The organism is Flavobacterium chungbukense (genome assembly GCF_020805785.1).
GTDB classification, from domain to species: Bacteria; Bacteroidota; Bacteroidia; order Flavobacteriales; family Flavobacteriaceae; genus Flavobacterium; species Flavobacterium chungbukense.
Genome location: NZ_JAJGZV010000005.1, coordinates 175,956 through 197,663, shown reverse-complemented (window position 1 = coordinate 197,663; position 21,708 = coordinate 175,956). Strand labels below are relative to the sequence as shown.

Annotated in this window: 25 protein-coding genes and 1 riboswitch; of the genes, 18 read left to right on the top strand and 7 right to left on the bottom strand. The window is 34.3% G+C overall.

Features of this window, described 5'->3' with window-relative positions:
• Positions 1-67: 67 nt before the first annotated feature.
• From LL966_RS16300 to tsf, 6 genes are all read left to right on the top strand, one after another.
• Positions 68-814: a ferritin-like domain-containing protein gene (locus tag LL966_RS16300; protein ID WP_229354726.1), complete on the top strand. Its 747-nt coding sequence runs from the start codon at positions 68-70 to the stop codon at positions 812-814.
• Positions 815-839: 25 nt separating this feature from the next.
• The gene (locus LL966_RS16295) at positions 840-1,652 is read left to right on the top strand and encodes a ferritin-like domain-containing protein (protein WP_229354725.1); all 813 of its coding nucleotides are present in this window, start codon (positions 840-842) and stop codon (positions 1,650-1,652) included.
• A 193-nt stretch (positions 1,653-1,845) separates the two neighbouring features.
• Positions 1,846-2,301 (top strand): 50S ribosomal protein L13, encoded by a 456-nt coding sequence (gene rplM / locus LL966_RS16290; protein WP_229354723.1) that lies wholly within the window; start codon positions 1,846-1,848, stop codon positions 2,299-2,301.
• Positions 2,301-2,687, top strand: a complete 387-nt coding sequence (gene rpsI, locus LL966_RS16285) for a 30S ribosomal protein S9 (RefSeq protein ID WP_229354721.1) — start codon at positions 2,301-2,303, stop codon at positions 2,685-2,687. Before rplM ends, rpsI begins: the two co-directional genes overlap by 1 nt.
• 176 nt (positions 2,688-2,863) lie before the next feature.
• Entirely contained in the window at positions 2,864-3,631 is a 768-nt protein-coding gene (gene rpsB / locus LL966_RS16280) for a 30S ribosomal protein S2 (RefSeq protein WP_229354719.1), read from the top strand.
• 140 nt (positions 3,632-3,771) lie between these two features.
• Positions 3,772-4,734, top strand: a complete 963-nt coding sequence (tsf, locus tag LL966_RS16275) for a translation elongation factor Ts (protein ID WP_229354717.1) — start codon at positions 3,772-3,774, stop codon at positions 4,732-4,734.
• Between the two features lie 230 nt (positions 4,735-4,964).
• Here tsf and LL966_RS16270 read toward each other — a convergent pair whose 3' ends face one another.
• Positions 4,965-7,082 carry a M3 family metallopeptidase gene (locus LL966_RS16270; protein WP_229354715.1) on the bottom strand — a complete coding sequence of 706 codons (2,118 nt, stop codon included), beginning with the start codon at positions 7,080-7,082 and terminating at the stop codon, positions 4,965-4,967.
• A 168-nt stretch (positions 7,083-7,250) separates the two neighbouring features.
• Here LL966_RS16270 and LL966_RS16265 point away from each other — a divergent pair, with 168 nt between their 5' ends.
• From LL966_RS16265 to LL966_RS16215, 11 genes are all read left to right on the top strand, one after another.
• Entirely contained in the window at positions 7,251-7,913 is a 663-nt protein-coding gene (locus tag LL966_RS16265; RefSeq protein ID WP_229354714.1) for a queuosine precursor transporter, read from the top strand.
• Positions 7,914-7,928: 15 nt separating this feature from the next.
• Complete coding sequence (locus tag LL966_RS16260) at positions 7,929-8,606, top strand: hypothetical protein (RefSeq protein ID WP_229354712.1); 678 nt, start codon at positions 7,929-7,931, stop codon at positions 8,604-8,606.
• Positions 8,606-9,172, top strand: a complete 567-nt coding sequence (locus tag LL966_RS16255) for a DNA-3-methyladenine glycosylase I (protein ID WP_229354710.1) — start codon at positions 8,606-8,608, stop codon at positions 9,170-9,172. Before LL966_RS16260 ends, LL966_RS16255 begins: the two co-directional genes overlap by 1 nt.
• 89 nt (positions 9,173-9,261) lie before the next feature.
• Positions 9,262-9,358: riboswitch (TPP riboswitch) on the top strand.
• A 66-nt stretch (positions 9,359-9,424) separates the two neighbouring features.
• Positions 9,425-9,631 carry a sulfur carrier protein ThiS gene (gene thiS, locus LL966_RS16250; protein WP_229354708.1) on the top strand — a complete coding sequence of 69 codons (207 nt, stop codon included), beginning with the start codon at positions 9,425-9,427 and terminating at the stop codon, positions 9,629-9,631.
• Between the two features lie 146 nt (positions 9,632-9,777).
• Positions 9,778-11,601, top strand: coding sequence for a phosphomethylpyrimidine synthase ThiC (gene thiC / locus LL966_RS16245; protein ID WP_229354706.1), 1,824 nt, complete (start codon positions 9,778-9,780; stop codon positions 11,599-11,601).
• 38 nt (positions 11,602-11,639) lie between these two features.
• A complete protein-coding gene (locus LL966_RS16240) occupies positions 11,640-12,260 on the top strand; it encodes a thiamine phosphate synthase (RefSeq protein ID WP_229354704.1) in 621 nt (206 codons plus the stop codon).
• Positions 12,218-12,970 carry a hydroxymethylpyrimidine/phosphomethylpyrimidine kinase gene (locus tag LL966_RS16235; protein WP_229354703.1) on the top strand — a complete coding sequence of 251 codons (753 nt, stop codon included), beginning with the start codon at positions 12,218-12,220 and terminating at the stop codon, positions 12,968-12,970. The genes LL966_RS16240 and LL966_RS16235 overlap by 43 nt, the downstream gene beginning before the upstream one ends.
• Positions 12,963-13,601 carry a thiamine phosphate synthase gene (locus LL966_RS16230; protein WP_229354702.1) on the top strand — a complete coding sequence of 213 codons (639 nt, stop codon included), beginning with the start codon at positions 12,963-12,965 and terminating at the stop codon, positions 13,599-13,601. Before LL966_RS16235 ends, LL966_RS16230 begins: the two co-directional genes overlap by 8 nt.
• On the top strand, positions 13,582-14,358 hold the full coding sequence (locus LL966_RS16225; protein ID WP_317207145.1) for a thiazole synthase: 777 nt from the start codon (positions 13,582-13,584) through the stop codon (positions 14,356-14,358). Before LL966_RS16230 ends, LL966_RS16225 begins: the two co-directional genes overlap by 20 nt.
• A gap of 157 nt (positions 14,359-14,515) precedes the next feature.
• Entirely contained in the window at positions 14,516-15,628 is a 1,113-nt protein-coding gene (thiH, locus tag LL966_RS16220; RefSeq protein ID WP_229354701.1) for a 2-iminoacetate synthase ThiH, read from the top strand.
• Positions 15,629-15,733: 105 nt separating this feature from the next.
• Positions 15,734-16,444: a HesA/MoeB/ThiF family protein gene (locus LL966_RS16215; protein ID WP_229354700.1), complete on the top strand. Its 711-nt coding sequence runs from the start codon at positions 15,734-15,736 to the stop codon at positions 16,442-16,444.
• Here LL966_RS16215 and LL966_RS16210 read toward each other — a convergent pair.
• The 4 genes from LL966_RS16210 to LL966_RS16195 all read right to left on the bottom strand — a co-directional run bounded on the left by LL966_RS16210 (position 16,441) and on the right by LL966_RS16195 (position 19,383).
• Positions 16,441-17,235 (bottom strand): MOSC domain-containing protein, encoded by a 795-nt coding sequence (locus LL966_RS16210; protein WP_229354699.1) that lies wholly within the window; start codon positions 17,233-17,235, stop codon positions 16,441-16,443. The genes LL966_RS16215 and LL966_RS16210 overlap by 4 nt on opposite strands.
• Positions 17,236-17,237: 2 nt before the next feature.
• On the bottom strand, positions 17,238-17,876 hold the full coding sequence (aat, locus tag LL966_RS16205; RefSeq protein ID WP_229354698.1) for a leucyl/phenylalanyl-tRNA--protein transferase: 639 nt from the start codon (positions 17,874-17,876) through the stop codon (positions 17,238-17,240).
• Between the two features lie 226 nt (positions 17,877-18,102).
• Positions 18,103-18,474, bottom strand: a complete 372-nt coding sequence (locus LL966_RS16200; protein ID WP_115888273.1) for a DUF3127 domain-containing protein — start codon at positions 18,472-18,474, stop codon at positions 18,103-18,105.
• 33 nt (positions 18,475-18,507) lie between these two features.
• The gene (locus LL966_RS16195; RefSeq protein ID WP_229354697.1) at positions 18,508-19,383 is read right to left on the bottom strand and encodes a flavin reductase family protein; all 876 of its coding nucleotides are present in this window, start codon (positions 19,381-19,383) and stop codon (positions 18,508-18,510) included.
• Positions 19,384-19,543: 160 nt separating this feature from the next.
• Here LL966_RS16195 and LL966_RS16190 point away from each other — a divergent pair, with 160 nt between their 5' ends.
• On the top strand, positions 19,544-20,695 hold the full coding sequence (locus tag LL966_RS16190) for a sensor histidine kinase (protein WP_229354696.1): 1,152 nt from the start codon (positions 19,544-19,546) through the stop codon (positions 20,693-20,695).
• 70 nt (positions 20,696-20,765) lie between these two features.
• On the opposite strand, the gene LL966_RS16185 is transcribed toward LL966_RS16190, so the two are convergent.
• Positions 20,766-21,155 carry an HIT family protein gene (locus LL966_RS16185; protein WP_229354694.1) on the bottom strand — a complete coding sequence of 130 codons (390 nt, stop codon included), beginning with the start codon at positions 21,153-21,155 and terminating at the stop codon, positions 20,766-20,768.
• A gap of 70 nt (positions 21,156-21,225) precedes the next feature.
• Positions 21,226-21,702: a transcription elongation factor GreA gene (gene greA / locus LL966_RS16180; RefSeq protein ID WP_035685867.1), complete on the bottom strand. Its 477-nt coding sequence runs from the start codon at positions 21,700-21,702 to the stop codon at positions 21,226-21,228.
• Between the last annotated feature and the right edge of the window lie 6 nt (positions 21,703-21,708).

Here is a 21,708-nt window from a genome sequence, read left to right as displayed (position 1 = left end):
ATTTCGTTAATAATTAAATACCAAACAACTAATGACCAATGTTGTTAACCTATTAAAAAACTTGATTATGAAAAACGAAGTTAAAATTCATGAAGTTGACCCTTCACTGAATAGCAGAAGGAGCTTTCTTAAGCTCAGTGGATTAACATTAGTGACCACAGGTTTAGTTCTAGCTGGTTGCAGCGACAACGACAATGATAACAATATGCCAGACACTTCTCTGCCAGGAATCAGAAATGGTGTCTTCGATTTAGGTTCTGGAGATTTTGGAGTATTAACATATGCGTACGCTCTTGAACAATTAGAAGCCGATTTTTACACTAAAGTTGTTAATGCCAGCAATTTTAATAGCGCATTCAGCAGTCTTGAACGCGAAGTTTTAACAGACTTGTACCACCACGAAGTCGTTCACAGAGATTTTTTCAAAGCTGCTTTAAATGGAGCACTTCCCGATCCTAGCTCACAATTACTTCCTACTTTGGCCTTTAATTATGGTTCCTTAAATTTCAACAGCCGTACCGAAGTTCTGGCTACTGCAAAAGCATTAGAAGATACAGGAGTTGCGGCCTATAACGGTGCTGGTAAATTGATTAAGACAGCCGACTACCTATTATTAGCAGGAAAAATTGTTTCTGTAGAAGCAAGACATGCCGCTGCAATAAGAAGTTTGATTAATCCGAATTCTAAAGATTTTGCCGGAGATGATATTGTAAATATGTCAACAGGTTTAGACGATGCAAAAGATCCGTCTAAAATACTGCCGATTGCTGCCAATTTTATTACCACAAAATTTACAGCTAAATACTTGCCTTAATCTTAACCGTTAAAACTTAGAAATTATGAACATTTTAAAATTTATAGAGTCCTTTACTGACGATAATTTAATGAATAGTACTGGTTCTCGAAGAGACAGTTTTTCGCAGTTTGGAAATATTGGAAAAAATTTAGCCTTAGCTTCAATTCCTTTCGGATTGTCGGCTCTTACTAATAAAGCTTTCGCTAAAGACATTACAGCAACACCAGCAACTCCTATCGGAGCTTTACAATTTGCTTTGACTTTAGAATACCTTGAAAACGAATTTTACGCCATGGCATTAGATTCAGGTGTTATTCCAGCTTCTGAAAATGGCGGGCGCGATTTAAAAGTATTTCAACAAATTGCCGCTCACGAATCTGATCACGTAAAATTTTTGATTGCAGGATTAGGCGGTACAGCAAGTGCCAACTTTGTTCCGAAACCCACTTTTGACTTTACAGTCGGAGGCGCTTTTAATCCGTTTGGAGATTACCCAACCTTTTTAGCATTAGCACAAGCTTTCGAGGATACTGGGGTTAGAGCATATAAAGGACAAGCCGCAAACCTAATTACAACACCCGATTTATTGACCGCGGCATTGCAGATTCATTCTGTTGAAGCTCGTCACGCTTCAGAAGTTAGAAGATTACGAGGTCTAAAAGGATGGATCTCTAATGCAGAAAGAGGTGCAGGAATGCCCGCAGCAACCCAAGCTGTTTACGATGGCGAAGGTGTAACCATTCAAGCAGGATTTAATACAGCAACCGCTTTTGGCGCTGCAGCCGGCTCCGAAGCTTATGATGAACCACTTACAACACAGCAAGTAGTTGATATTGCCAATATATTTATCGTATAATTATTTTTTTTCTAAATATTTAACCGTCTTCACTTTATTGTGGAGACGGTTTTTTTATTCCTTAATTAATTAAAAAACTGAAGCCCTGATTTTCAGCAGATAAAATATTCTTTCAGGTATTTGGTTTTAAAATAATTAATTGTACTTTTGCATCCCCTTTATTGGGGATGGAATGTTTAATTAAAATAATATTATGGACGCATTAAGCTACAAAACAGTTTCAGCTAACAAAACCACTGTAACTAAAGAGTGGATTGTTGTTGACGCTGAAGGTCATAACTTAGGACGTCTTGCTTCTAAAGTTGCAATGATCTTAAGAGGTAAGTACAAGCCAAGTTACACACCGCACGTTGACTGTGGAGATAACGTAATTGTTATCAACTCAGAAAAAATTAACCTTACAGGTACAAAATTGAATGACAAAATTTACATGCGTCATACAGGTTACCCAGGAGGACAAAGAACTTTAACTGCTAAAGTATTGCAAGCTAAAAACCCTGCATTATTAGTAGAAAAAGCTGTAAAAGGAATGTTACCTAAAAACAAATTAGGAGCTGAACTTTTTAGAAATCTAAATGTTGTTGTAGGTGCTGAGCATACTCACGGAGCTCAAAAACCTAGAACTGTTAACCTAAATGATCTTAAGTAATGGGAGTTATTCACAAAATCGGTAGAAGAAAAACCGCTGTTGCACGTGTATACGTTTCTGAAGGAACTGGAAACATCACTGTAAACAAAAAAGAATTCGCAACTTACTTTCCAACTGCAACTTTACAATACAAAGTTTTACAACCATTGTCTATGACAGAAAATGTAAACAACTTTGATGTAAAAGTAAACGTTTACGGAGGTGGTTCAACTGGTCAGGCAGAGGCTGTAAGAATGGCATTAGCACGCGTAATGTGTGAAGTTAACGCTGAAAACAGAGGAATTCTTAAACCAGAAGGTTTATTAACAAGAGATCCAAGAATGGTTGAACGTAAGAAATTCGGTCAGAAGAAAGCTCGTAAGAGATTCCAGTTCTCTAAACGTTAATATTACCTGTCTTGTTCAAATGGGACAAGACATTATCAATTATTTATTGAAATTAAAAAACACAGTTATTGTTGCTCTCCTACCGAGGTAGGATATAGTTTAGCATCTAAATGTATAAAGCCAGAGAAATCGCCATTTATACATTGCTAATCAACAGAACGTAAACTAGTACAAAAATGGCAAACAAAATAGAAGTAAAAGAATTACTAGAAGCAGGTGTTCACTTCGGACACATGACTAGAAAATGGGATCCAAACATGGCTCCTTACATTTATATGGAGCGTAATGGTATTCACATTATCAATCTATATAAAACTGCAGCTAAAATTGAAGAAGCTAACGAAGCTTTGAAAAAAATCGCTGCATCAGGTAGAAAAATCTTATTCGTAGCTACCAAAAAACAAGCTAAAGACATCGTTGCTGACAAAGCAAAGGCTGCAAACATGCCTTACATCACTGAAAGATGGCCTGGTGGAATGCTAACTAACTTCGTAACTATCAGAAAGGCAGTTAAAAAAATGTCTTCTATTGATAAAATGAAGAAAGATGGTACTTTCATGACGTTATCTAAAAAAGAGCGTTTGCAAGTTGATCGTCTACGTGCTAAATTAGAGAAAAACTTAGGTTCAATTGCTGATATGTCTAGACTACCTGCAGCATTGTTCGTAGTAGATATCAAAGCTGAACACATCGCAATAAAAGAAGCTCAAAAATTAAACATTCCAGTTTTCGCAATGGTTGATACGAATTCTGACCCAAGAGAGGTTGATTACGTGATTCCTGCAAATGATGATGCTTCTAAATCAATTGACAAAATTTTATCTTTAGTAACTACTGCAGTAATCGAAGGTCTTTCTGACAGAGGTTCTGAAAAAGAAGTTGAAGCTACTGAAGAAGCTGCTCCTGCTGTTGAAGCTGAAGCTGCTCCTGCAACTGAAGAATAAATCAAATTTTAAATTCCAAATTTTAAATTCCAAATTCCAAATACAAAATTAAAAACGTTATGTTGATAATTTATTAAAATTGGAGTTTGGGATTTAAAAGCTGGAATTTTTTACTTTTAACATTAAAAATTCAAAATATTATGTCAACAATTACTGCTGCAGACGTAAATAAATTAAGACAATCTACAGGTGCCGGAATGATGGACTGTAAAAAAGCTTTAGTTGAAGCTGAAGGAGATTTCGATAAAGCGATACAAATCCTAAGAGAAAAAGGACAAAAAGTTGCTGCTAACCGTTCTGACCGTGAGTCTTCTGAAGGAGCTGCTGTTTCTTTTATCAATGCAGACAACACTAAAGGAGCTATCATCACTTTAAACTGTGAAACTGACTTCGTAGGTAAAAATGAAGCTTTCGTAACTTTAGCTAAAGATTTAGTTGAAAGAGCTATCAATTTCTCTTCTAAAGAAGAGTTCTTAGCTTCTGACTTCAACGGAATTACTGTTGCTGAAAAATTAATCGAGCAAACAGGTGTTATCGGTGAGAAAATCGAAATCGGTGGTTTCGAAATTTTAGAAGGTGCTTTTGTTGGATCTTATGTTCACGTAAACAAAATTGCTGCTTTAACAGCTATTTCTGCTCCAATTGCTAATGCAGAAACTTTAACAAAAGACGTGTCTATGCAAGTTGCTTCTATGGGTGCTGATACATTATCTTACAAAGATTTTGATCCAGCTTTCGTTGAATCTGAACTTGCTGCTCGTATTGCTGTAATCGAAAAAGATAATGAAGAAGCAAAACGTTTAGGAAAAACTTTAAAAAATGTTCCTAAATACATCTCTTTCTCTCAATTAACTCCTGAAGTTATCAAACAAGCAGAAGAAGATGCTAAAGCTGAATTAAAAGCTGAAGGTAAACCAGAACAAATCTGGGACAAAATTCTTCCAGGAAAAGTGCAACGTTTCATTTCTGACAACACTACTTTAGATCAAGAAAAAGCTTTACTAGATCAAAACTTCATCAAAGATGACAGTAAAAAAGTTGGTGATTATGTTAAAGGATTCAATGTTGAAATCACTGGTTTCAAAAGAGTAACTTTAGGTTAATCTATTTTTTTTCAATATAAAAAAGCCCGAATATTTATTTATTCGGGCTTTTTTTGTTATTCGACATAAACTGGACTGAAGTCCAGCTCTATAATATAAGTCCTTCCTTTTGGAACTACTAAAAAGAAGACTTTGACTTTAATTATTTTATAAGATCGAATTGCATGACAATTCAAAAAAAATCCCCGAATAAATAATTATTCGAGGACTTTAATCAGATTTTCATCTTATTATTTTTTACCCTTAATCGGGAAATTTCTTGCACGCATCAAAGCATCAGATTTTGGAGCTCTTCCTCTAAAATTCTCATATGCCTTTTCCTGATCAATAGTGTTTCCTATGCTAAAAACATTTTCATAAAGCTTTTTGGCCACTTCTTTATCATAAGGTCCTTTTCCTTCTAAGAAAGCTTCCCATGCATCAGCATTGATAACATCTGCCCATAAATAGCTGTAATAACCAGCAGCATAACCATCGCTTGAGAAAATATGTCCAAATTGAGGAATACGATGACGCATCACAATTTCTGAAGGCATATGAAGCGCATCTAAAGTCTCTTTTTCAAATTTATGAGGATCAATTGGTTGTGTAGCCAAATGAAGCTTCATATCTACCAAAGAACTCGAAATTGTTTCGACAGTAGCAAAGCCTTCTCCAAAATTAGATGCTTTTTCAATTCTTTCAACTAAAGTCTTTGGCAAAGGCTGGTTTGTTTTATAATGCAACGCAAATTTATTCAACACTTCTGGGGTTGCCAGCCAGTGTTCTAATAACTGCGAAGGAAACTCAACATAATCTCGCGCTACAGATGTTCCTGCCAGACTTGGATACGTTACATTTGAACACAATCCATGAAGTGCGTGCCCAAATTCATGGAATAGTGTACTTGCATCTTCCCAAGAAATTAAAATCGGCTCATTTGGTGCTCCTTTAACAAAATTACAGTTATTAGAAACAATTGTAAGTACATCGCCATCAAGTTTTTGCTGATCACGGTAAGCATTCATCCAAGCTCCAGAGCGTTTTCCCGCACGCGCGTAAGGATCAAAATACCATAAACCAACCACTTTGCCTGTTAATTTATTACTTACCTCCCACACACGTACATCTGGATGATAAACTGGAACATTGGTAATTTGTTTGAAGCTTAAATTAAACAATTCACCCGCAACCCAAAACATACCTTCACGTAAGTTTTCTAACTGAAGATATGGCTTAACTTCATTCTGATCTAAATCGTATTTTGCTTTTCTAACCTTTTCAGCATAAAAGCGGTAATCCCATGGCTGAATCTTAAAATTTCCTTTTTCATCATCAACTATTTTTTGCATTTCTGCAACATCCTTGTGCACTTGTTCAACAGCCGGTTCCCAAACTGACTCCATCAAAGCCAAAGTCTTTTTTGGATCTTTTGCCATTTTATTAGACAAACTCCAGTCAGCAAAAGTAGGATATCCTAATAATTTCGCTTTTTGAGTACGCAGCTGCAAAATAGAAACAAGTGTTGCATTGTTATCATTTTCATTACCGTTGTCTCCTCGTTTAACAAAAATTTCAAAGGCTTTTTCTCGTAGGTCTCTACGTGTTGAAAATGTCAAAAATGGTTCAATTGAAGAACGTGTATTAGCAACACATCCCATTACACCAAGTTTTCTTTCTTTTGCTTCTGCTATAGCTGCATTTTTAACTTCTGCTGGCAAACCATCAAAATCACTTTCTGTCTTTAAAGCAACATATTGATTATGCTCTTCTGCAAGTAAATTTTGACTGAAACGTGTAAAAAGCGTCGCTAATTCTTTATTGATAGCCGCTACTTTTGCTTTATCTGCATCATTAAGCTGAGCACCTTGACGAACAAAATTGTTGTAATACAGCCAAATTAAACGTTGCTGCTCGCTTGTAAGTTTACTCTTTTCTTTAGAATTATAAACTGTTTCAATTCTAGTAAATAATTTTTTATTCTGATTGATTTTATCACTAAACTCAGAAAATTTTGGAGACATTTCTCTGTCTACAACACTAAATTCTGGACTGCTTAAATTGGAACGATAGATACCATAAACCGTTAAAATTCTCGAAATAGTCTTTCCAGAGCGCTCCATTGCCGCTATCGTGTTGTCAAAAGTTGGTACTTTCGGATTGTTTGCAATAGCATCTACTTCACTCAGTTTTTCCTGAATTGCAAATTCGATTGCTGGTTTAAAATCTGACACTTTATACTCATTGAAAGCTGGAACACCACCATAAGGTCCTGTCCATTTTTTCAGCAGTGGATTATCAGAATTTGTTTGTGCGTTAGACGCAAAAAAAGTTGTACTCATCATAAAAATTGATACTATTTTTTTCATTCTCATTAATTTGATTCAATAATAGAACTAGTTATTGTTCCAAAAATAACTAAAAAGAAAACCAAAGAATAATTTTTAACTTTTAACTTGAGCCAATTTCAAATTCAAAAAACCATTATCAATTAAAAGGAAATAGCTTAAATTTGAAACATCAATTATCAAATAAGTATGTTTAAAACCAGAAAAGAGATCGTTTTTGTAGTTCTTGCAGGAATATTTATCACCAATGCCGTTGTAGCTGAACTTATTGGAGGGAAATTAATTCAGATTGGACCTTTTGTTATGAGTATAGGAATTTTGCCTTGGCCTATTGTATTTTTAACCACAGATTTAATTAATGAATATTTTGGAGAAAAGGGCGTAAAAAAACTTTCTTTCATTACGGCATGTTTAATTGCATACGCTTTTTTAATCTTGTTTATGGCAATTGTAATTCCCGCAGCAAAAGGAATTAGTCCTGTAAATGACGAACAATTTCAAGCAGTTTTCGGACAAAGTATGTGGATTATTGTTGGTAGTATTATTGCTTTTATGGTTTCACAATTGATCGATGTCAGTGTTTTTTGGTTCTTTAGAAACCGAACAGGCCATAAAAAAATATGGCTTAGAACAACAGGTTCAACTGTAATTTCACAATTATTCGATTCTTTCATCGTATTAGGAATTGCTTTCTGGCTTCCCGGAAAGATTGATTTCAACACCTTTATATCTTCAGGATTGGTTGGATACGCTTTTAAATTAGCTATCGCTATTGTTTTAACTCCTGCAATTTATTTAGGTCATTATTTGATAAAAAAATATTTAAATGAGCACACTTCTCTCAAGGAATAAGATTACCTTAACATAATGAAAAAAATTTGCGCAATCATATTACTTTCAACAACTTACTTCCTAATAAGCTGTAGCAATGATGCTAAAAAACAGCCAAAAAAGGAACTAATTTCTTCTGTCAATAAATTAAAACCCGCTTCTGAAAAAAAATTCAAAAGAAGCTATTTAGAAAAGTCAGGAGTAAAAAATCTGGAAAAAGGCTCAAAATCTTATCAAAAAAACAATTTTACGTTGAGCCCAAAAACAGAAAATAAACCTCAAATACAAAATTTAGAAACGACTGCTGAAAGCAATTTAATAGATCCAAAACAATCGAATAAGAGCTTAATGACATTTGATAATTTAAAAAAAATACTTTCCAGCAGTGAAATTGGGGAAACGTTTACTCAAAAAGAACTAACGCAAAATTTTGAAATTCCAAGAGAAGCTGTCAAGATAGTTAAAAGTATCACCAAAACTGCAGAAGATGAAATAGAGGTAAAATGGAAATCGACTTGGTTTTTAGAAAAAGTTTCTGATGCAAAATTCAAAGACGGGTTAATGAAAATTACCTTTAAAGCCAATAAATTATATACTTCAGGAACAGCAATTGGCATTAAATACGATAAAAAAATTTATACTGATTTAGTAATAATTGGCAGTTCAGCGTATATTCCTACCGTAAAAGGATACAGTTGGCAAATCGGAAAATAATGGAAAAAGATCTTATTCGATGTGGCTGGTGCACTTCCAGCGATTTATACAAAAAATACCACGACGAAGAATGGGGAGTTCCCGTTTACGACGACCCTACTTTATTCGAGTTTTTAATTCTAGAAACGTTTCAAGCCGGTTTAAGCTGGATTACAATTCTTAACAAAAGAGAAAATTTCAGAAATGCATTCGACTATTTCGACTATAAAAAAATTGCCAATTATTCTGAAGATAAAATACAAGAACTACTTCAAAATAGTGGAATCATTCGTAATAAACTTAAAATAAAAGCAGCCGTTTCAAACGCCCAGGCTTTTATAAAAATTCAGGAAGAATTTGGAAGTTTTTCAGATTATATCTGGAAATTCACTAACGGAAAACCAATAATAAACAGTCCAAAAACCTCAAAAGATGTTCCAGCCACGACGCCTCTTTCAGACGAAATCAGTAAAGATTTAAAAAAAAGAGGATTTAAATTTGTCGGCTCCACTGTTGTTTACGCACACATGCAAGCTACAGGAATGATCAATGATCACGCGGAAAACTGCTGGAAAAACACCCAATAAACAACCTCCGTTTTAAGTCAAAGTTTTAAATTTTGCACAACTTGAAACTTGAAACCTGAAACTTTTAAACAAAAATTATCTATATTTGCTTCACACTTTAGGGGTGTCTACAACTTGTAGGCTGAGATTTTACCCTCTGAACCTGATCTAGTTCATACTAGCGTAGGGAAAAGTAAGATGACTTCTGCGCGCATTTTTATGCGTAATTGTAGCCATTCCTAACGTGTAACTATACACTAAACTCAAAAAGGAATGGAACTAAAAATCAATCAACAAACAAAAAAATTCAATGCTGAATCGCTAAGCGTTCAATCATTGCTCGATCTCGAAATTCCCAACAAACAAAACGGAATCGCCGTTGCTATTAACAATACTGTTGTTCCAAAAATCAAATGGAACGAATTCTTCGTACAAGAAACTGATGAAATTCTGATTATTTCTGCTACTCAAGGAGGATAGAATTTAAATTCCAATAATTAAAAATCCAAATTCCAATTACACACTGGACGTAGACGCACAGCAGTGCGCCTCTACGGAAAAATACTGTAAATAAACGCAATCCGAACAAGTTGAAACTTTAAACTTCAAACCTGAAACAAAAAACTATGACAACAGAAGAACAAATATCCAGAACCCCATTTCCAAATTCTAAAAAAGTATATATAGATGGTGAAATTCACCCTATAAAAGTAGCGATGCGCGAGATTCATCTTAGCGACACAAAACTTTCAAATGGCGGAATAGAAAAAAATCCACCTGTAACAGTTTACGATACTTCAGGACCATATACAGATCCAAATGTTGAAATTGATATCCGAAAAGGACTGCCACGCTTACGCGAAAGTTGGATTCTAGATCGAAATGATGTTGAAATTTTGGGCGAAATAACATCTGATTACGGACAAAGCAGATTACGTGATGAAAGTCTGAACCATCTTCGTTTTGAATATTTACATCAGCCAAAACGTGCCAAAAAAGGAGCAAACGTAACGCAATTGTATTACGCCAAACAAGGAATTATCACACCTGAAATGGAATATATTGCCATTCGCGAAAACCAAAGAATTGAACTTTTAAATGAGCAAACCAAAGCTATGCAATGCCAGCACGGCGGTCATAGTTTCGGTGCTAATACGCCAAAAAGTAAAATCACTCCAGAATTTGTTCGTTCTGAAGTAGCTTGCGGAAGAGCCATAATTCCAAACAATATTAACCATCCAGAAAGCGAACCGATGATTGTTGGTCGAAATTTCTTGGTAAAAATTAATGCCAACATTGGTAACAGTGCTGTCACTTCCAGCATTGAAGAAGAAGTAGAAAAAGCCGTTTGGGCTTGCCGTTGGGGAGCTGACACGATTATGGATTTATCAACAGGAAAAAACATTCATGAAACCAGAGAATGGATTATCCGAAATTCACCCGTTCCAATTGGAACCGTTCCGATTTATCAGGCATTGGAAAAAGTAAAAGGAATTGCCGAAGATTTGACTTGGGAAATTTTCCGCGATACTTTAATTGAGCAAGCAGAACAAGGTGTTTCTTATTTCACCATTCACGCTGGAGTTTTGCTTCGATATATTCACTTAACTGCAAATCGTGTGACTGGAATTGTTTCTCGAGGCGGTTCAATTATGGCAAAATGGTGTTTATTTCATCATAAAGAAAACTTCTTATACACTCATTTTGAAGAAATCTGCGAAATTATGAAACAATATGATGTCGCTTTTTCTCTTGGAGATGGTTTGCGTCCAGGCTCGATTGCTGACGCGAATGATGCTGCACAATTTGCCGAACTAGAAACTTTAGGCGAATTGACCAAAATTGCTTGGAAACATGATGTTCAGGTTTTTATTGAAGGGCCTGGACACGTTCCGATGCACATGATTAAAAAAAACATGGACAAACAATTAGAACATTGCCATGAAGCGCCTTTTTACACATTAGGTCCTTTAACAACAGATATTGCACCAGGTTACGATCATATTACATCGGCAATTGGAGCGGCAATGATTGGCTGGTACGGTTGCGCAATGCTGTGTTATGTAACTCCAAAAGAACATCTCGGTTTACCAAATAAAAAAGATGTAAAAGATGGAGTGATCACTTATAAAATTTCGGCTCATGCTGCAGATTTAGCAAAAGGCCATCCAGGAGCGCAATATCGCGATAATGCATTAAGTAAAGCCCGTTTTGAATTCCGTTGGGAAGATCAATTTAATTTGGCGCTAGATCCTGATACAGCAAGAGAATTTCACGATGAAACACTTCCTGCAGATGGCGCAAAAGTAGCGCACTTCTGCTCGATGTGCGGTCCTAAATTCTGTTCTATGAAAATATCTCAGGAAATTAGGGATGTTGCTGCGGCTGAAAAAGGAATGCAGGAGAAATCAGAAGAATTTATTGAGCAAGGGAAAGAGATTTATATTTAGAGTTTTAGAAAATAGAAGAAAGAATAAAGAGAAAAGATATGATTGTGATCTCTAATCCTTTTGCTGTTGCTGATGAAATCAAGATAATTCATTCTTTATGTGAAGAAGGATTGTCTTTGTTTCATGTTCGGAAACCTGATTTTTCTGAATTAGAAATGGCGGAGTTTATTCATCAAATAAAATTGGAATTTCGAACAAATTTGGTTTTGCACAATCATCATCACTTAGCGGAAGATTTTGGCATTAATCGCTTGCATTTTTCTGAAAAAGAAAGAAAAAACAATTTTGGTCGTCCTGCAAGGTTTTCAAAACCTTGTAGGTCTAAAAACGAATCTAAATCAACATCAACACATTCGATAGAAGATTTTAATTCCCTTGAAAATTTCGATTACGCTTTCTTAAGTCCCGTTTTTAAAAGCATTTCAAAAGAAAATTATGAGCCAAAAACAGATTTTTTTGAAGCTTTAAAATCAAGAACAAATTATAAAACAAAAGTGATTGCTTTAGGCGGAATTGATCTTGAAAATATTCAAAAAACAATGAAAAATGGTTTTGATGATATTGCTCTTTTAGGAAGTATCTGGAATAATGAAAACCCAATAAAACAATTTAAAATATGTCAGAAGATCGCCCTTTCGTGCTTACAATCGCAGGTTTAGATCCTTCAGGAGGAGCCGGAATTTTGGCTGATATCAAAACCTTTGAGCAGCATAAAGTAAATGGTTTTGCTATTTCAACCGCAAATACCATTCAGACTGAGAATCAATTTTATGAAATTCAATGGACAGATTTGAGTTTTGTCATTGGTTCTATTGAAACTTTGTTTTTGAATTATAAAATAAGCGCTGTGAAAATCGGAATTCTTTCTTCTTTATATGATTTAAGCCGAATTGTTTCAACAATAAAACTGCTTTCTCCATCAACAAAAATTGTTTGGGATCCTGTTTTAAAATCGACGACTAAATTTGAGTTTTTAAATATTAAAGATTATTTGGATTTAAATAAAATCATATCAAAAATTGATCTCATAACACCGAATTATCATGAAATCGAAATGCTATTTCCAGGATTTATCTCAAAAGAGTATTGGAGAAAAAAGGAAACTTCAGCCCATATTCTCTTAAAAGGCGGCCATAATAAAACTGCTCTTGGAACAGATCTTTTATTTCTAAAAAATGAAATTTTAGAATTGCCTCCATCTGATAAAAAATGCTTTGAAAAACATGGTTCTGGCTGTGTGCTTTCTTCGGCAATTGCTTCAAATTTAGCTTTAAATCAAAACAATCTTGAAGCTTGTAAAAATGCTAAAAACTATATAGAAAACTATCTAAGTTCAACTTCAACCTTAATCGGATACCATTATGTATAACAAACTGCAATACATCTCACAAGGCGAAACTATCGAACAGCAACTGTATAACATTCATCAGGCACTTGATGCGGGATGCAATTGGGTGCAAATGCGATTTAAAAACCAAACCTCCAAAGATACTTTTACTTTAGCGGAAGCTGTAAAACCTTTGTGTGAAGAATATCTTGCGAATTTTATTATAAATGACGATTTACATCTTGCCGAACAAATCGCCGCAGATGGTATTCATTTAGGTTTAACTGATACCAAAATTGACGAAGCCAGAGCTATTTTAGGCACAAACAAAATAATAGGAGGCACGGCAAATACATTTGAAGATATTGAAAACCATATCAAGAATGGCTGTGATTATATTGGTTTGGGACCATTTAGATTTACAAACACAAAGGAAAAGTTAAGCCCGATTTTAGGTTTAGCAGGTTATTTTGACATTCTTGAAAAACTTAAAAAAAACAAACTCCAAATTCCTGTTTACGCTATCGGAGGAATTACAGTACGTGATGTGAGTCCGTTACTAGAAACTGGGATTCACGGAATTGCCGTTTCTGGAATCATTACAGAAAGTGATGAAAAAGAGAAACTGATTCAACAACTAAACGAAAAATTATATGCAAACATCATTGCTTAACATAGGAGATAAATCTTTTAAATCTCGCTTATTTTTAGGAACGGGAAAATTTGGTTCGAATGAAGAAATGGAACAAGCGATTTTGGCTTCAGAAAGCGAATTGGTAACGGTTGCATTAAAACGTATTGATTTAGAAACCGACACAGACGCCATTTTATCGCATTTGCAACATCCGAGTATCAATTTATTACCGAATACTTCTGGAGCAAGAAATGCCAAAGAAGCCGTTTTTGCAGCGCAATTGGCTCGTGAAGCTTTAGAAACGAATTGGGTAAAATTAGAAATTCATCCAGATCCCAAATATTTAATGCCAGATCCGATTGAAACATTAAAAGCCACAGAAGAATTGGCAAAACTAGGCTTTCTCGTTCTTCCGTACATTCATGCTGATCCAGTTTTATGCAAACATTTAGAAAACGCTGGAACTGCTGCCGTTATGCCTCTTGGATCACCAATTGGCAGCAATAAAGGTTTAAAAACAATTGATTTTTTAGAAATTATAATCGATCAAAGTAATGTTCCAGTTATTGTCGACGCGGGAATTGGCGCTCCTTCTGACGCTGCAAAAGCAATGGAAATTGGTGCCGATGCTGTTTTGGTAAACACTGCAATTGCTGTTGCTGGAAATCCAAAATTAATGGCAGAGGCGTTCAAGCAAGCTGTAATAGCAGGAAGAAAAGCTTTTGAAGCCAAAGTTGCTAATCAGCAAAATTATGCAGTTGCTTCAAGTCCTTTGACTTCATTTTTATATGACTAAATAATATTAACCGCAAAAGTTTTTTACCGCAAAGAACGCAAAGTTTTTTCGCAAAGTTCACAAAGCTTTGTGTGCTTTAAAGTCAAAAACAAGAACCCAAAGCTTTGTGAACTTTGCGTATTCTTAGCGCACTTTGCGGTAAAAAAACACATTCAAAATGAACACATTTAAAGCTATTTTTGAGCAATATAATTGGGATAAAATTCAATCCAAAATATATCAAACGACATCAAAAGATGTCGAACGAACTTTGGCCAAAACCAAATACAATCTTGATGATTTTCTGACTTTGATTTCTCCAATTGCTCAAAATTATTTAGAACAAATGGCACAAAAGTGTCATGAAATAACAAAAAAACGTTTCGGAAAAACCATTCAAATGTATGCCCCGCTTTATTTAAGCAACGAATGCCAAAACATTTGTACCTATTGCGGATTTAGTTTAGACAATAAAATCAAAAGAAAAACACTTTCTGATGCTGAAATAAAACTAGAAGTCGAATCCTTAAAAAAAACTGGTTTCGATCATGTTTTATTAGTTACTGGAGAAGCTAATTATACCGTAAACATCAATTATTTTCTAAATGCCATTAATTTAATTAAAGAAGATTTTTCAATTATTTCTGTCGAAGTTCAACCTCTTTCTACCGAAGATTATGAGCGTTTGCATAACGCTGGAGTATATTCGGTTTTGGTTTATCAGGAAACGTATCATCAGGAAGTTTACAAAAAATATCATACAAAAGGCAAAAAATCAAACTTCGATTATAGATTGGAAACTCCTGATCGAATCGGAACTGCAGGAATTCATAAAATTGGTTTAGGTGTCTTATTAGGTTTGGAAGACTGGCGAACGGACAGTTTTTTTAATGCTCTGCACTTAGATTATCTTCAAAAAAAATATTGGCAAACCAAATATTCAGTTTCTTTTCCGCGTTTGCGTCCTGCGGAAGGTATTATCGAACCGAATTTTATTATGGACGATAAAGATTTAACCCAATTAATTTGCGCTTACCGCTTGTGGAATGAAGATTTAGAAATTTCGATTTCAACCAGAGAAAACGAGAAATTCAGAAATAATATAATTCCAATCGGAGTTACGAGCATGAGTGCGGGCTCTAAAACAAATCCGGGCGGTTATGTTGTAGATCCTCAATCTTTGGAACAATTCGAAATTAGCGATGAACGTTCCGCGGAGGAAATTTCAAAAATCATAAAAAATGCAGGTTACGAACCCGTTTGGAAAGATTGGAGCAAAAGTTTTATTTAAAAATTCAAATATTAAAATTGCTTCGCCTGTTCGCTATCGGTCGAGTCCAAATTCTAATATAAAATCAACAATCTAAAATCAACAATCTAAAATCTAAAATTTAAAGTGAGCATAATTCAAGAATTTCTGCGTTACAACAGACAAACTATCCTTCCAGAAATTGGTGATGAAGGTCAGGAAAAACTAAAAAAAGCACGCATTTTAGTAATTGGCGCTGGCGGTTTAGGTTGTCCTATTTTACAATATATTGCAACGGCTGGAGTTGGTTTTATCGGAATTATGGATTTTGACACCATTGAAATTCATAATCTTCATCGACAGATCTTATACACCGAAAATGAAATTGGAGAGCAAAAAGCCATTGTGGCGCAGAAAGTAGTTTCCAAATTAAATCCGTTGATTGAAGCTCTTGCAATTAATGAAAAGTTAACTGCAGAAAATGCATCAAAAATTATAGAACAATACGATATTATTGTAGATGGTTCTGATAATTTTTCGACTCGATATTTAGTCAATGATACCTGCGTTCTTCTAAAAAAGACTTTGGTTTACGGAAGTATTTTAAAATTTGAAGGCCAGATTGCGGTTTTCAATCATAACGGAAGTAAAAATCTTCGTGACTTATTTCCAGAAATGCCTAATCCAAAAGAAGTTCCTAATTGTAATTTGAATGGTGTATTAGGAACTTTGCCCGGAATTATTGGAAATATGATGGCACACGAAACTCTGAAACTGATTCTAGAATTACCTGCTTTAAAGAATGAATTGGTAATTTTTAATACGTTAAATTGGAATTTTACAAAGTTGAATTTTTAGAAAATAACTTCATCACCAACATTAATAATTCCTGAATTTAAACTCACAATATTGGTTCCGAACAAAACAGAATTATCAACATTTCTGTATTTGCTCAACGTTTTTAGAGGTTCTTTTTTTACAATTCCTTTCTGAGGATCATTATTAACCATAATACATCTTCCGCAAGGTTTAATGTTTTTAAACTGAACTTCTCCAATTTTAAAACTCTTAAAATCGTCTTCTTCGTGAGCGTTTTGGGTACTAACAACAATATTTGGGCGAAATCTTTTGATGGTAATTTTTTCTTCTAGTTTTTCATTCAAAAAATCAAGACTTTCTGTTCCAATTAATAAATAAGGATATCCGTCAGCAAGGCTAACATTGAAGGTTTCTTTTAGTTTAGAACTTTCATGTTTTCTGTCTCCGTTTTTTATAATTTTTACCAGTTTACATTCAAAACCTAATTTATCACTAAACCATTTCGAAGAATTTTTATTTACTTCGAAAACTTCGCTTTTATCATCCCAGACATGCGAATCGATAGCATTTTCAAGATATTCATGTATCAAGAATTCATGAGTTTCTCCTTCAAAATTGATTCTAATTTTATCTCCCGAAATTTCAGGATAAAACTGACTCATTTTAGGATATTCTCTTTGAGTAACATGAACATTTTCAGTATTAATAAGCATCCAGCGACGGTCATTTTCAAAGCCCATTTCTTCTGCATTGGCACTTTTTAAACTAATTCCCGCCAAACTTTTTATCGGATAAATATAGATTTCTTTTACACTGTAAACTGCGCTCATTTTTATTTACTTTTTAAAATAGACATAAATTCTTCACGTTCAATTTCACGACAACCTAAACTCTCTAAATGAGGATTATAAACCTGGCAATCTAATAATTTGTAATTTTGTTTTTGCAAATGTAAAGCTAAAGCAATAAAAGCCACTTTTGAAGCATTTGAAACTTTAGAAAACATACTTTCTCCGCAAAATATATTTCCCAAATCGATTCCATACAAACCGCCAACCAAAGTTTCGTCCTGCCAAACCTCAACAGATTTTGCAATTCCTTCTTCGTTTAATTTACAGTACGCATCAATCATTTCGTTAGAAATCCAAGTTCCGTTTTGTCCATCGCGTTTTATCTGCTGGCAATTCGAAATTACTTCTCTGAAATTTTTATTATATGTAACCTTAAACATCTTTCTATTGAGAATATTTCTCATGCTTTTCGATATGACCAATTCATCAAAAAACAATACCATTCTCGGATCTGGCGCCCACCAAAGAATCGGTTCTCCTTCATTAAACCAAGGAAAAATACCGCTTTTGTAAGCCAATTGTAAACGTTCTGAACTTAAATCGCCACCAATAGCCAAAACGCCTTCTTCATCGGCTTCAGTAACAGGCGGAAAAAATAAATCGTTGAATAAATAATACATCTTTCTACAATAATCAATGTTGAAAAAATTTATGCGATTTTGTCATTTCGACTGAAGGGAGAAATCACACTCGAAACTCGCCAAAGATTGTCGATTCACTTTATGGAATTACTTGTGTGATTTCTCCCTTCAGTCGAAATGACAAAAAAAACAAAAAATTCCAAATCCCAAATTCAGTCGAATGAATTGGAATTTGGAATTTAATATATTGGAATTTAAACCTTTTTTAGAACGGTAAATCGTCTGGTTCGTCTTCGCTTACATTTGTTGCTGGAGCAAAAGTTTGTGCAGTTGGCATTGGTGGCGCTTGTGTTGGCGCTTCGTTACCTACTCTTTCGATTCTCCAACCTTGAATACTATTGAAATATCTCGTTTCTCCTTGTGGATTAACCCACTCTCTTCCTCTTAAATTGATAGAAACTTTTACCGGCTCTCCTTGCTTATAGCTGCTTAATAAATCGCATTTATCTTGTGTAAATTCGATTAAAATATGCTGTGGATACTGCTCATCTGTAGTTACAACCAATTCTCTTTTTTTGAATGATGCACTAACTTGCTGCTCTGGGTTAACCACTTTTACTTTTCCTATAACTTCCATCTTCGTTTATATTAATTATTGTTTCTATTCTTTTTATTTTTTTGCTAAAAGCACTTTCCAAGCCGATTCTACATCGCCATTATCCAAGTATTTTTTGGCTTCCAAGTGCACTTTTTGCTGATCATCGGAACTTAAAACTCCTTTCACAGAAAAATTTTCTTTCACAAATATACTAACTTCTTCCGTTGTAGGCAATACTTCTACGTTTCCGAGTTTGCCTAAATCATTTCCATCAAAAACAGCGCTTTCTTTTACAAAATCAGGAATCGCATCTACACCTACTCCCAGTGTTGTCAAGGGTTTTACTACTTCAAAAAGACCTTGATTTGATCTCGAATACCAATCTTTTCCTAACCTAGAAACCAAATCAATTTTATGCTGATCTATTGCCCCATTTTCATCTAAAATAGATTCGTGAATGTGCATTTTTACCACTTCACACAAAATCAAATTTCCTGCTCCCCCTTCAGTTCCTAACGGAATAATCTGCGTTATCTTGCATTCAAATTGAACTGGAGATTCTTTTACTCGATATGGTTTTACAAGATCAGAAGGAATTTGTGTTAAACCAGCTTTAATAAATTCGTTTACACCTTCTGCATATTCTGTACTCGCCAAAGATGTTTGTTGTACCAAATCAAAATTTACAACATTAATAACCACTTCGCGGGTATCTTGCGCATTTATTAAGGTATGTTTGACCGTATTGTCTCGAACACGTCGTGCTGGCGAAAAAACCAAAATTGGCGGATTGGCACTAAATACATTAAAGAAACTAAAAGGCGATAAATTCGGAATTCCTTTTGAACTGATTGTACTTGCAAAAGCAATTGGTCTCGGCCCCACTGCGCTTTGCAAATATCCATGCAATTTGGCTGTCGGAATCTCTTTTGGATCGATGCTAATCATAATTTTTCTTTTTTAACCAAACCTCATTTTGGTAATTGCAAAAGTATTGAAATCGTTTAATTAGAAGAAATACTTTTCCAGATAAAACTAAAAATCTTTCGGTATACGCAAAATATAAAATGTGTATATTTCGTTATATTTATACCTCAAAATAATTGATATGTCTTTTTCTGAAAGAACAAACACAACCCGCTGGATTATTATTTCGGTTTGCTTCCTTATCATTTCTCTAATTCTCTGGAACACTTATACTTTCTTCCAGATATTTAAAATTGAGGAACGCTTAAAAATGAAGCTTTTTGTAAATGCACAAATTACGCTTGTAAATGCAAATGAAAACACCGACGTAGAGCTACCTCTCCAAATTTTCAGCAACAACACTACAATTCCGGGTATTATAATGCTATATGATAAAGTCGTGAGCGCTAAAAATGTTCCAGACGAAGTTCTTATTGACAAGAAAAAAAGAACTGCTTTTTTGAATAAATTAAAAAACGAGAATGAACCTATAACTTTTGAATATGCGCCTGGAAAATATCAGACATTGTATTACGGAAACTCAGAATTGCTCAATAAACTTAAGTATTATCCAATCGCTTTAGCTCTTATTATTTTCTTATGTATTGCTTTAATTTATAATTTTTACAAGAGTACAAAAATGGCGACCCAAAATAAACTTTGGGCGGGAATGGCTAAAGAAACGGCACATCAAATTGGAACACCTTTATCTTCCTTGATTGGATGGGTTGAAATTTTAAAAACGGAAGACATTGACCCTTCAATTTCCTTAGAAATAGAAAAAGATATCGAGCGTCTGCAAACTATTACAGATCGTTTTTCTAAAATTGGATCAGTGCCTGTTTTAGGACTTTATGATATTGTTGATGAAACAAAAAATGCATACGAGTATTTGCAATCTCGATTTTCTAAACAAGTTGCTTTTTCGTTTAAAGCGCCAGAAAATGCTATTTTCGGCATGATTAATCCGACTTTGCATAGCTGGACTATTGAAAATTTAGTTAAAAATGCTATTGATGCTATGAAAGGAAAAGGAACTTTAGATCTTCAAATTGAACAAGATGCTCATCATGTAAAAATCAACATTAAAGATTCTGGAACTGGAATTTCTAAAAAACAATTTAAAACCATTTTTGAACCTGGTTTTACTACCAAAAAACGTGGCTGGGGACTTGGGCTTTCTTTAACCAAAAGAATTGTTGAAGAATACCACAACGGAAGAATTAAGGTTTTACATTCTGAAATTGGTAAAGGAACTACATTTCAGATTTTACTAAATAAAAAAGTGCAGTAAATAATTTTACTGCACTTTATATTCTATTAAGAAAGGCTTCGACTTCGCTCTGCCTGACACTCGTAAAATTTTATAAATTCGATTGAATATCTTTTGTTAAAGCTTCAAATTCTTCTTTAGAAAGAGAGACTTTATTAATAAAACGCATTTCATCCATTTCATTTAATGGTATCAAATGTACGTGCGCGTGCGGCACTTCAAGTCCAACAACAGCTATTCCGATTCTTTTGCATGAAACTGTTTTTTCTAGGGCTGCAGCAATCTTTTTAGAAAACTTCATTAAACCTAAATACAGTTCTTCATCCATATCAAAAATCTTATCGATTTCTTGTTTTGGAATACAAAGTGTATGTCCTTTAGCATTTGGATTTACATCTAAAAATGCCAAAAAATTATCGTCTTCAGCAATTTTATAAGCCGGAATTTCTCCGTTTACTATTTTAGTGAATATTGATGCCATTTTTGTTTATTTGTTTAATCGTTGATTCTTTTAACCGATTAAACAATTAACCGATTAAATAAAAGAAAATTTAGTCTCTTGAAATTTCTAAAATTTCGAATTTCAAAATTCCGTTTGGAACTGTGATTTCTGCTACTTCTCCAACAGATTTTCCAAGTAAACCTTTTCCAATCGGAGAAGTTACAGAGATTTTTCCTGTTTTTAAATCGGCTTCACTTTCTGCAACCAACGTATATTTCATTTCCATTCCGTTGCTTTGATTCTTAATTTTCACATTAGAAAGCACCAATGCTTTCGAAACATCCAATTGTGATTCGTCAATTAATCTGGCGTTAGAATAGACTTCTTCCAGCTTAGCAATTCTCATTTCTAATAAACCCTGTGCTTCTTTTGCTGCATCATACTCGGCGTTTTCAGACAAATCTCCTTTATCTCTTGCCTCTGCTATATCTTGAGATGCCTTTGGACGCATTACACTTTTCAAGTGCTCCAATTCATCTTTTAACTTTTTTAATCCTTCAGCTGTATAATAAGATACTTTACTCATAACTTC

Excerpts from the sequence above, each read along its gene's own strand:
- thiH (WP_229354701.1), top strand. The coding sequence starts at position 14,516 with ATGAACACATTTAAAGCTATTTTTGAGCAATATAATTGGGATAAAATT.
- LL966_RS16240 (WP_229354704.1), top strand. The coding sequence starts at position 11,640 with ATGATTGTGATCTCTAATCCTTTTGCTGTTGCTGATGAAATCAAGATA.
- rpsI (WP_229354721.1), top strand. The coding sequence starts at position 2,301 with ATGGGAGTTATTCACAAAATCGGTAGAAGAAAAACCGCTGTTGCACGT.
- LL966_RS16235 (WP_229354703.1), top strand. The coding sequence starts at position 12,218 with ATGTCAGAAGATCGCCCTTTCGTGCTTACAATCGCAGGTTTAGATCCT.
- LL966_RS16200 (WP_115888273.1), bottom strand. The coding sequence starts at position 18,474 with ATGGAAGTTATAGGAAAAGTAAAAGTGGTTAACCCAGAGCAGCAAGTT.
- LL966_RS16225 (WP_317207145.1), top strand. The coding sequence starts at position 13,582 with ATGCAAACATCATTGCTTAACATAGGAGATAAATCTTTTAAATCTCGC.
- rplM (WP_229354723.1), top strand. The coding sequence starts at position 1,846 with ATGGACGCATTAAGCTACAAAACAGTTTCAGCTAACAAAACCACTGTA.
- greA (WP_035685867.1), bottom strand. The coding sequence starts at position 21,702 with ATGAGTAAAGTATCTTATTATACAGCTGAAGGATTAAAAAAGTTAAAA.
- LL966_RS16255 (WP_229354710.1), top strand. The coding sequence starts at position 8,606 with ATGGAAAAAGATCTTATTCGATGTGGCTGGTGCACTTCCAGCGATTTA.
- LL966_RS16230 (WP_229354702.1), top strand. The coding sequence starts at position 12,963 with ATGTATAACAAACTGCAATACATCTCACAAGGCGAAACTATCGAACAG.
- LL966_RS16190 (WP_229354696.1), top strand. The coding sequence starts at position 19,544 with ATGTCTTTTTCTGAAAGAACAAACACAACCCGCTGGATTATTATTTCG.
- tsf (WP_229354717.1), top strand. The coding sequence starts at position 3,772 with ATGTCAACAATTACTGCTGCAGACGTAAATAAATTAAGACAATCTACA.
- LL966_RS16295 (WP_229354725.1), top strand. The coding sequence starts at position 840 with ATGAACATTTTAAAATTTATAGAGTCCTTTACTGACGATAATTTAATG.
- LL966_RS16210 (WP_229354699.1), bottom strand. The coding sequence starts at position 17,235 with ATGAGCGCAGTTTACAGTGTAAAAGAAATCTATATTTATCCGATAAAA.
- thiC (WP_229354706.1), top strand. The coding sequence starts at position 9,778 with ATGACAACAGAAGAACAAATATCCAGAACCCCATTTCCAAATTCTAAA.
- thiS (WP_229354708.1), top strand. The coding sequence starts at position 9,425 with ATGGAACTAAAAATCAATCAACAAACAAAAAAATTCAATGCTGAATCG.
- aat (WP_229354698.1), bottom strand. The coding sequence starts at position 17,876 with ATGTATTATTTATTCAACGATTTATTTTTTCCGCCTGTTACTGAAGCC.
- LL966_RS16260 (WP_229354712.1), top strand. The coding sequence starts at position 7,929 with ATGAAAAAAATTTGCGCAATCATATTACTTTCAACAACTTACTTCCTA.
- LL966_RS16195 (WP_229354697.1), bottom strand. The coding sequence starts at position 19,383 with ATGATTAGCATCGATCCAAAAGAGATTCCGACAGCCAAATTGCATGGA.
- rpsB (WP_229354719.1), top strand. The coding sequence starts at position 2,864 with ATGGCAAACAAAATAGAAGTAAAAGAATTACTAGAAGCAGGTGTTCAC.
- LL966_RS16185 (WP_229354694.1), bottom strand. The coding sequence starts at position 21,155 with ATGGCATCAATATTCACTAAAATAGTAAACGGAGAAATTCCGGCTTAT.
- LL966_RS16270 (WP_229354715.1), bottom strand. The coding sequence starts at position 7,082 with ATGAAAAAAATAGTATCAATTTTTATGATGAGTACAACTTTTTTTGCG.
- LL966_RS16265 (WP_229354714.1), top strand. The coding sequence starts at position 7,251 with ATGTTTAAAACCAGAAAAGAGATCGTTTTTGTAGTTCTTGCAGGAATA.
- LL966_RS16300 (WP_229354726.1), top strand. The coding sequence starts at position 68 with ATGAAAAACGAAGTTAAAATTCATGAAGTTGACCCTTCACTGAATAGC.